Source organism: Hydrogenophaga sp. 5NK40-0174, from assembly GCF_040372165.1.
GTDB lineage: Bacteria > Pseudomonadota > Gammaproteobacteria > Burkholderiales > Burkholderiaceae_C > Hydrogenophaga.
Window position 1 is genome coordinate 46275 of the sequence record NZ_BAABWG010000002.1, and the last position, 8726, is coordinate 55000.

Sequence of the window (8726 nt, forward strand, 5' to 3'; positions counted from 1 at the left end):
ATGTCAGGACAAGGGAAGGTCAAGCACACCACGGCTGGCGGGCAGGCTCAACCAGCGTGCGTACCAGCGTTCGAGGTGTGGCCAGCTCGGGCGTGCTTGTGGCAATCCAAACCAGCGGTGCACTTCGCAGGCGATCGGGATATCGGCCATGGTCAATTGCTCTCCCGCCAGAAATTCGTGATGGGCCAGGTGCCCATCCAGTTGAGCGAACAAGGGTTCGGTCGCGGCCACCGACGCTGCGATCACGCCCGCGTCGCGCTGGGCTTCGGGGGTGCGAATCCACTGCAGAAAGGCGGCGCCACTCTCCGGATTCAGTGTGGTTTGCTGCCAGTCCATCCAGCGTTCAGCATCGAAGCGCTTGTGCAGGTCCGAGGGATACCAGTCACCTTGGGGCAGCGACCCATCGGCAGCGGGGTGCGAGGGCGTTTGCGCCCAGCGAGCACACAAATAGCGCACGATGGCGTTCGACTCCCAAAGCACGTACTCTCCGTCTTCAAGCAAAGGGATCAGACCGTTGAAGTTCTTCAATCGGTACTCCGCTGTGTTCACAATGCCGTACGCCATGCCGGCATTCGTACGCTCCATGTCGAGCCCCAGCACCTGCGCGCACAACATCACTTTGCGCACATTGATAGAGCTGGTGCGACCCCAGAGCCTCAGCATGCCGCCATCTCCTTTTGTGTTTCGCGGATCGTCTGCGCCAACGCCTGAATGCCGACGCGAATCTGGTCTTCGCTTGCCGTGACGAAGGACAGGCGCAACGCGCGTGAGTCGACTTCATTGGCGAAAAAGGCGGCGCCAGGCACAAAGGCCACCCCTTTTTCGATGGCTCTTGGCAACAGGTCAACCGCGTCCATGCCCTCGGGCAGTCGCGCCCACAGGAACATACCGCCGTCGGGTGAATTCCAGCTCACGTCCAGCCCTTCCATGGCCTGGGCCAATGCGTCGAGCATCACGGTGCATTGATGTCGGTAAAGCGCGCGGATGGAGGGCACGTGCTGCTCCAGAAAACCATCCTTGAGCACTTCATAGACCATGCGCTGGTTGAAGCTCGGGCTGTGCAGATCGGCGGCCTGCTTGGCCTGCAGCAGTTTCGGGTAAACGGTCTTGGGTGCCACCACATAGCCGAGCCGAAGCCCTGGGGCGAGCACCTTGGAGAACGAGCCCAGGTAAATGACGCCCTCGGGATGGCGTGCTGCCAATGGGGCTGGGGGTGGCTTCTCAAACCACAGGTCACCATACGGGTTGTCTTCCACCAGCGGCAGGTTCAGTGATTGGCAGGTTTGCACGAGCGCTTCACGCCTGGACTCGGACAAGGTACGACCGGTCGGGTTCTGGAAGTTGGGGAGCACGTACAAAAAGCGCGCAGCATTCGCGTGTGTGGCCATCCCGTCGGGCAACAGGCCTTCTTCATCGCTCGACACGCTGTGGATTTCGGGTTCCATGGGCGCAAACGCCTGCAGCGCGCCGAGGTAGGTGGGCGTCTCCACGAGGACACGGCTGCCGGTGTCGATGAGTACCTTGCCTACCAGGTCCAGCCCTTGCTGGCTGCCAGTCGTGATCAGAACCTGCGCGGGGTCTACAGACCAGGGCAGATGGTGTGCCACCCATTCCCGAAGTGGCGTGAAACCTTCACTGGCGGCGTATTGCAATGCCAGAGGTCCGTCCCGCTCGAGCACCGACTGACAAGCGTGCGCAAAAGCCGTCACGGGAAAGGTCTGCGGCGAAGGCAGCCCGCCGGCAAAGCTGATGATGCCGGGGCGCTCAGTCAGCTTGAGCAGCTCTCTCAGCACCGAGGGGTTCATACGGGCTGCTCGTCGGGACAAAGTCCACTCGCTCATGTTGGGGCTCCGATGGTTTGCCTGCTGGGCAGATTGAAAATGTGTTGAAGAACCTCGTCGACTTCGTTGTCAGTCAGCTCGCGGAAGGTAGACACGCCGCTTTCGACTGTCTTGAGCCGATGGCCCGACAGCACCCATCGTCCGGTGGCATGGTGCTTCACCGCAATCAACTGTTTGACGAAGATGGTCTCAGGGTGGGTGCAGTTGAGGTGGTTGGCCGGCTCGAAGTCCACCCACTGCTGAGGCCAGAGGTCGAATCCGTACTGGTTCTGCCATTCGCCATCGATCAGCGCTTGCAGCCGGAATTGGCCCGGCGCATCTTCCAGCAACCGGTAGGCACCCAGACCGATATCCACCACCTCGCCCACCGAGGCCATGGCAATCGGCATGGGTGGCCCGTTGCTGCCAAACCCTAGGTCGCACAACCACTCAGCCCCTTCCACCGTGGCCAGCACAGCCACGTGGGTGCGCGGGCGCAGCTCTGGGTAGATCATGGGGCGGGCGGCCACCCAGCGGTACGGAACACCCAGTGCCTGCAACGCCATTGAGAACAGGCCATGCAGTTCGTAGCAATAGCCGCCGCGGCGCCGATCCACCAACTTCTCCACGATGTCATCGGGTGCGATGGAAATCCGCTTGCCCGCCTGAACATCCAGGTTCTCGAAGGCAATGTTCAACTGCTGCTGGCGAATCAGACGGTGCAAGCCATCCGCGGTCGCTGGCGGTGCTTCTTCCATGCCGATGCGCTGCAGATACCGCGCCAGATCGAATCGGGAGGAAATCAAGTTGTTGGTCATCGTTGTCCTTTTGCAGCGACGGGGGCGGCGGCTCGGCGTCCGAGAAACACCGTGGCCACCACAGCCAGTGCGAAGATCAAAGTGGTCAGGCTCAACGGCTCGCCCAACAAAGGCACCGCAGCCAGAATGCTGATGAAGGGCTGCAACAACTGTGTCTGGCTCACGCGCAGAGCGCCACCCAGCGCCAGGCCACGGAACCAGGCGAAAAAGCCTGCCCACATCGAGAAGGCGCCTACATACAGCAAGGCCAGCCAGGCGGATGTGGCCACCGGTGCCGCAGGCCAAGTCAACCAGGTGCCGGTCAGCGTCGCAGGCAAAGCCATCACGCACACCCAGCTGATGGTCCGCTCCGCACCCAGGGCCGGCGTTACCTTCGCGCCGCCCACATAGCCCAGCGATGCCGATATCACAGCGCCCACCAGCAGCAGGTCAGCCCATTCCAAGGTGAATCCTTGGCCTGCTTGATGTGAGCGCAACAGGCTGAACACCACCACCAACACACTCCCGCTGGCCGAATACACCCAGAACGCCATCCGTGCGCGCTGGTGCATCAGCCAGGCCGCAACCGCAGCCGTGGCCAGAGGGAGCAGCGCGGTGAACACCGCCGCGTGTCCGGCGCTGATATGGCGCAACGCCCAGCCCAGCAGCAGCGGAAAACCAATGGCATTGCCCGCCAGTGACAACAGCAAGGCCCCCCGGTGTTCGGCTGCCGGCAGGCGAGACCGAGTGGCAGTCAGATACACAAGGGACAAGGCGCCAGCAATGACGCCCCGCGCCCAGGTCACAAACCAGGGGGACAGCTGAGGATCACTTTGGTCACCCGTGGCCATGCGCGTCATCGGCAACGTCAACGCGAAAACAGTTACCCCCAGCACACCCAGCCACATGCCTTTGCGCTCCTGGGGCGTCAAGGAATGCGATGGCGAGGTCAGTGAGGTAGTGTTCATGGTGTCACGCCTGCTCTCGAAAGGGGAATCGACACACTGGTCATGTAGAACGCAGTGAGCACCAGGAGGCAAGCCATCGTCCGGTTGAACCACATCAGCCGACGCCAGCTGGCCTGGCCGTCAAGCACCGGCCCTGCCAACCAGTGCCGCAGGACAGATCCCAGCGACGCATAAGTCATGTTGCTGGCAAAAGCAAAGGCCAGCATCAAAGGGAACACCTGAACAAACCGCAGGCCCGCATTGTCATGCCCGGCCACCCAGCCGCCGACAACCGTCAAGGCCATCATCCAGGCCTTGATGTTCACAAACTGCAGGCTCACGCCTTGCCAGAACCCTACATTGAGTGTGCTGCCAGCTTCGGCTCCACCCATTTGCCGAGCCTGCCAGAGCCGCCACGCCAGCCATACCAGATAGGCGCTGCCACCCCACTGAACGCCTGCCCTCATCCAGGGAATGCCCACGACGGCGGCGCCAAGCCCCGCAGCGCAAAGGCTGAAAAGCAGCCCCCAACCGACTGGAACCGAGATCACGAACCTCATGGCGCTGCGCCAGCCACGGTTTGCCCCCATGGCCGCCGACAAGGCCGTGTTTGGCCCCGGAGTGAAGCTGATCGCTGTGGCCAGCATCAGCAATGCAATCAATTCAGACGGGTTCATGGCTCGGATGAAGGTGCTTGGGAGTTGCGTTGTCAGCTGCGGTCGATGAGACGTCTTGCGCCGGGACGCCTTCCACTTTAAGCTTCTTGACCATACACATACCATACAGAAGACTCCATCACAGTGATGTTCTGTATGGTTTATCTCAGGCACACAGTCAGGCAGTCTTCATGGAAAATTCAGGCTCCGATATTGCGGCTTCCATTGTGTCGCCGGTCGTTCCGGCACACCTCGCACGCCATGGCGCACAAACCATCACCGAACAACTGGCCGCCCGGTATGCCAGTCTGATTCGCGAGCGCCTGCTGGCGCCGGGCGCCAAGTTGCCCAGTGTGAGGCAGTGTGCGAGTCAGCACGGCATCAACCCCTCAACCGTCGTGACCGCCTACGACATGCTGCAAGCGCAGGGTCTGGTAGAGGCAAGACCTCAGCGCGGCTATTTTGTGCGTGAGCAGTCGATGGTCCGCGCGGTCACACCTGCCGATCGGAAGCTGGTCAAACCTGCGCCGCCCGTCAATGCCGCCACGCTCATTCGGGGCATGTTCCAGCCGCCAGGCGAGAGAGCACAGCCAGCTGCAGGCGTTTTCCCGCCTGACTGGCTCGACGCCGGCTTGCTGACCTCTGCACTGCGCAAAGCCACCAGTCAGACGCAACTCGGAGACCTGTCTCTACGCTATGGAGATCCGCTCGGAGACGCGGAGCTGCGGCGGGTTCTGGCCATGCGTCTGCAAGCCATGGGCATGCCAGTGCAGGCCAACGGCGTCATCACCACGGTCGGGGCAACCCACGCGCTCGATGTTGTCAGCCGGACCATGCTCAAGCCCGGTGACAAAGTCATGGTTGAACAACCGGGTTGGGCTGTCGAGTTTGCACGTCTCGGAGCTTTGGGCATGGAGATACTGCCGGTGCCGCGCACTTCCGCCGGGCCAGACCTCGGCGTGATGGAGCGGTTTTGCCAGTTGCACCGGCCCAAGCTGTATGTGAGCGTGAGTGTCCTTCACAATCCGACAGGCCATTGCCTCAACCCGGCCAGTGCGCACCGCGTGCTGCAGCTGGCGCATCAGTACGATTTCCACGTCGTCGAGGACGATACCTATGGCCACATTGCGCCGCCCCATTCCACGCGTATGTCGGTGCTCGACGGCTTGCAACGCACCATCTATGTCAGTGGGTTTGCCAAGATCCTCGCGCCCAACTGGCGCGTCGGCTATCTGGCAGCACCCGAGCCATTGCTGGAGCCTTTGCTGGACACCAAACTCCTTGGCACCCTCACCACGCCCAGTGTCATGGAGCGGGCCCTGGCCATTGCCATCGAGCAAGGCCATCTGCGTCGTCACATCGAACGGGTCCGTCAGCGGCTTGACGAAGCGCGTACGCGCAGCGTCAAGCAAGCCCTGGCAGCGGGGTGCGACTTTGTCTCCGAGCCGGCAGGTCTCTTTGGCTGGGTCGATACCGGTGTCGACACCGAGCTGCTGTCGCAGAGAATGCTGGACGAGGGCTACCTCATAGCGCCAGGCACCCTGTTTCAGGCGGATCGCTCGCCGAGCACCTTGATGCGAATCAATTTCGCCACGACGCAAGACGCCACTTTCTGGAAGGTGTTCAGGCGCCTTCTGGCGGATCGCTGATCAGCTTCTCCAGCATCTTCCCGATGGCCTCTGCTTCCGTTCGCATGAGGGGGAGCGCACGTTCAAACAGCTTCCAGTCTTTCGCCCGTGCAGCCAGCTCAAGCCCTTTGGCCAGACGGCTGCATCGTTCGGCCGTCATGCTGCTCAGAGATCCCTTCAACCCATGAGCGTGGGCAATGGCCAGGTCTGTATCCTTGTTTTCAAGGGCCGTTGCCAGTGCTTCCAGGCGATCGTGCAGGTCACTGCGCATGGCGACAGCCAACTGTCGCAGCGTGTCCGTATCACCGTCCAGGCGCCGCAGCAGCTTGTCCAGGTCGATCGGCTGTGCCACCGATGGGTGAGGGTGGAGTGGGGAACTGCTCGCCGTTCTGGCTTCCTTTTGCCCGGCCGGGACGGCAGATGGTCTTGCAGCCGGTGGTGATGCAGGCATTTGCGCCGCAGCGGCCTTCTGTAGTGCGGCAACCATCGCCTTGATCAGCGCAGGCACCGCGACAGGTTTGGATACATAGGCGTCCATGCCTGCGACGAGACAAAGATTCTGATCGCCCTGCATGGCATTGGCCGTGACAGCCACGATGGGCGTCCTGACCTTTCCTTGCCGCTTTTCCTGTGCACGGATGCGTCGAGTGGCCTCCAGGCCACTGGTCCCGGGCATCTGGACATCCATCAACACGATGTCCGGCATCGTGCTCTCCCAGAGCGCGACAGCTTCATCGCCGTTGCGAGCCATGATGGTCTCGCCGCCCAGCTTCTTGATCAGCTTGCCCATCAGGAGTTCGTTGACCGGATGATCCTCCGCCACCAGGATTCTCATGCCATTGAATGGAGCCCCGCCATCCGGCTGATCCCCGGTCTCGCCGGCAGAGGACCGGCGCGCAGGCATATCGGCGGCAGACCCGACTGGCAACTCGATCCAGAATCGACTTCCAGCACCGTGTTGACTATCCAGGCCGATCTTCCCGCCCATCATTTGAAGCAGGCGATGGCAGATGGCCAGTCCCAGGCCACTCCCGCCAAAATGGCGCGCAGTGGACGCGTCAGCCTGCGTGAAGGCGTCGAAGATGTGCGCTTTGTGCTCTTCGGCGATTCCGATGCCAGTATCGATAACTTCTGCGCGCCATACCTTGGGCTCGTCCTCGCTGGAGCCTTGCGCCAGGCCAGCTGTCAGGCTCACGGAGCCGCCTTTGGGGGTGAACTTGATGGCGTTGGAGAGCAGATTGCTCATTACCTGGCGGATGCGGGTGGGGTCACCGGTGGCCGTGGTGGGCAAGTCATTGGCGATGTCGGTACGCCATTGCAGCCCCTTGTCACGCGCTTGCTGGGCATAGAGGCTGGCGATCTCCTGCACGCTGGCACGCAGGCTGAAAGGAACGCACTCCAGCTGCATCTTGCCCGCTTCAATTCGCGAGAGGTCCAGTACATCGTTGAGCAGATCGAGCAGGGCATGGGCCGAGCTGTCCATCAAGTCGACCCATTCGCGCTGTTCTCCGCTGAGGTCGGATTCAAGCAGAAGCCTGTTCAAACCCATCAGCGCATTCAGCGGCGTTCGCACTTCGTGGCTGATGTTGGCCAGGAACTCGCTCTTGGCCTTGCTGGCGCGCTCGGCCGTCTCTTTCGCGCGGTGAATGTCCTGCTCTGCTCGCTTGCGGCCGCCAATGTCGGCATGGGTTCCCATCAGCCGCAAAGGCATGCCTTTGGGGTCGTGCTCAGCCACCATGCCGTGAGATTCCACCCAGCGCCACTTGCCCTGCACCTCGACCCTGTACTGGGCCACGGCTGACCCAGCCTTGCCGTCACAAAGCTGCTTCAGTGCGAATGCGACGTTCTTGAGGTCGTCCGGGTGTACGCGCTTGGTCAGGTCATTGGCATCCCAATAGCCGTCCATCGCCACATCGCCCAGCCATTCGCTGGCCTTGGCCGTCAGAAAGACGTCCGCTGACGGCCTTTGCCAGTCCCACAAAGCCAGTCCGGCTGCCTTGACCGCCTGCTCGAGGCGTTCACGAGTTTCGTCCAACGCCTCTTCTGCCAGCAACCGGCTGTTGGATTCCCTGTGCACCGAGCTGCGCAGCCTCTCCAGTTCATGCTGGAGCCGCTCCACCTCCGTCAGCAGTGCTTCGTTCTGCGCGCGCGCTTCCCGAGCCTCCTGCTTGGTTCGCTGGAGGTCCTGGGCCAGCCGTTGGGCGGACTTGGGGTCGGCGGTTTCAGAAGGCATGAAAAAGTGAGGGAAGGGAGGCGTCGAACAGACAGGTCAACTGCCGCCCAGAGCCTCCAATCGTTCCAGGGCGTGCAGCCATTCTTCCTCTATTTCGGCATGGCGTGCAGCCAATTGAGCGGCGCGAGCCCCGTCTGTGACATATAGCGCACCTCCGTCAAGGGCTTTTTCCACCTCGGCCTGCTCCTCTTCCAGGGCCGCCATCCGTCCCGGCAATGCCTCCAGCTCGCGCTGCTCCTTGTAGCTCAGCTTTCTTTTTGCCAGCGCCGCATCCGCTTGTTTGGCCTTGGGGGGCTCATTCGCGGATTTCCTTGATGGAGCTGGCGAATCTGCTTTCCTGGCGTCAGCCAAACGAGATCTGGCTGACTGCGTGAGCCAGTCCTCCACGTCACCGACGTACTCGCGCCACATGCCGTCACCTTCGGAGACCAGGGTGCTGGTCACAACGTTGTCCAGAAAACGCCGGTCGTGGCTTACCAGAAACACCGTCCCCGGGTAGTCCTGGAGCATCTCCTCCAGCAGCTCAAGCGTATCGATATCCAGGTCGTTTGTCGGTTCGTCCAGAACCAGAACGTTGGCTGGGCGTGCAAACAGACGTGCCAGCAGCAAGCGATTGCGCTCCCCTCCTGACAAGCTTCGCACCGG

8 protein-coding genes (1 of these 8 only partly in view) are annotated in these 8726 nt (G+C 61.8%); 1 reads left to right on the top strand and 7 read right to left on the bottom strand.

Going from position 1 to position 8726, the window contains the following annotated elements; translation table 11 throughout:
* Positions 1 to 3 precede the first annotated feature (3 nt).
* Genes ABWV89_RS05890 through ABWV89_RS05910 form a run of 5 tightly spaced genes read right to left on the bottom strand, consistent with a single transcriptional unit; the run spans position 4 to position 4241 of the window.
* Positions 4 to 663 carry a glutathione S-transferase family protein gene (locus ABWV89_RS05890; RefSeq protein ID WP_353395226.1) on the bottom strand — a complete coding sequence of 220 codons (660 nt, stop codon included), beginning with the start codon at positions 661 to 663 and terminating at the stop codon, positions 4 to 6.
* Positions 657 to 1841: an aminotransferase-like domain-containing protein gene (locus tag ABWV89_RS05895; RefSeq protein WP_353395227.1), complete on the bottom strand. Its 1185-nt coding sequence runs from the start codon at positions 1839 to 1841 to the stop codon at positions 657 to 659. The genes ABWV89_RS05890 and ABWV89_RS05895 overlap by 7 nt, the downstream gene beginning before the upstream one ends.
* On the bottom strand, positions 1838 to 2638 hold the full coding sequence (locus ABWV89_RS05900; RefSeq protein ID WP_353395228.1) for an arylamine N-acetyltransferase family protein: 801 nt from the start codon (positions 2636 to 2638) through the stop codon (positions 1838 to 1840). Before ABWV89_RS05900 ends, ABWV89_RS05895 begins: the two co-directional genes overlap by 4 nt.
* Positions 2635 to 3585: a DMT family transporter gene (locus tag ABWV89_RS05905; protein WP_353395229.1), complete on the bottom strand. Its 951-nt coding sequence runs from the start codon at positions 3583 to 3585 to the stop codon at positions 2635 to 2637. Before ABWV89_RS05905 ends, ABWV89_RS05900 begins: the two co-directional genes overlap by 4 nt.
* Positions 3582 to 4241: a LysE family translocator gene (locus ABWV89_RS05910; protein ID WP_353395230.1), complete on the bottom strand. Its 660-nt coding sequence runs from the start codon at positions 4239 to 4241 to the stop codon at positions 3582 to 3584. Before ABWV89_RS05910 ends, ABWV89_RS05905 begins: the two co-directional genes overlap by 4 nt.
* Before the next feature lie 170 nt (positions 4242 to 4411).
* Between ABWV89_RS05910 and ABWV89_RS05915 the strand changes: the two genes are divergently transcribed.
* Positions 4412 to 5869: an aminotransferase-like domain-containing protein gene (locus ABWV89_RS05915; protein WP_353395231.1), complete on the top strand. Its 1458-nt coding sequence runs from the start codon at positions 4412 to 4414 to the stop codon at positions 5867 to 5869.
* On the opposite strand, the gene ABWV89_RS05920 is transcribed toward ABWV89_RS05915, so the two are convergent.
* Together ABWV89_RS05920 and ABWV89_RS05925 are read right to left on the bottom strand one after the other, a co-directional pair.
* A complete protein-coding gene (locus ABWV89_RS05920; protein WP_353395232.1) occupies positions 5844 to 8081 on the bottom strand; it encodes an ATP-binding protein in 2238 nt (745 codons plus the stop codon). The two genes, ABWV89_RS05915 and ABWV89_RS05920, sit on opposite strands and share 26 nt — an antisense overlap.
* Positions 8082 to 8117: 36 nt before the next feature.
* Positions 8118 to 8726 carry the 3' portion of an ATP-binding cassette domain-containing protein gene (locus ABWV89_RS05925; RefSeq protein WP_353395233.1) on the bottom strand. Its footprint extends 1293 nt past the window's final position, so 609 of the gene's 1902 nt are visible here — the last part of the coding sequence; its start codon lies beyond the right edge, outside the window; the stop codon is at positions 8118 to 8120.

What these genes read in the sequence shown, in the direction of transcription:
- ABWV89_RS05890 (WP_353395226.1), bottom strand. Translation starts at nt 663, where the DNA reads ATGCTGAGGCTCTGGGGTCGCACCAGCTCTATCAATGTGCGCAAAGTG.
- ABWV89_RS05895 (WP_353395227.1), bottom strand. Translation starts at nt 1,841, where the DNA reads ATGAGCGAGTGGACTTTGTCCCGACGAGCAGCCCGTATGAACCCCTCG.
- ABWV89_RS05900 (WP_353395228.1), bottom strand. Translation starts at nt 2,638, where the DNA reads ATGACCAACAACTTGATTTCCTCCCGATTCGATCTGGCGCGGTATCTG.
- ABWV89_RS05905 (WP_353395229.1), bottom strand. Translation starts at nt 3,585, where the DNA reads ATGAACACTACCTCACTGACCTCGCCATCGCATTCCTTGACGCCCCAG.
- ABWV89_RS05910 (WP_353395230.1), bottom strand. Translation starts at nt 4,241, where the DNA reads ATGAACCCGTCTGAATTGATTGCATTGCTGATGCTGGCCACAGCGATC.
- ABWV89_RS05915 (WP_353395231.1), top strand. Translation starts at nt 4,412, where the DNA reads ATGGAAAATTCAGGCTCCGATATTGCGGCTTCCATTGTGTCGCCGGTC.
- ABWV89_RS05920 (WP_353395232.1), bottom strand. Translation starts at nt 8,081, where the DNA reads ATGCCTTCTGAAACCGCCGACCCCAAGTCCGCCCAACGGCTGGCCCAG.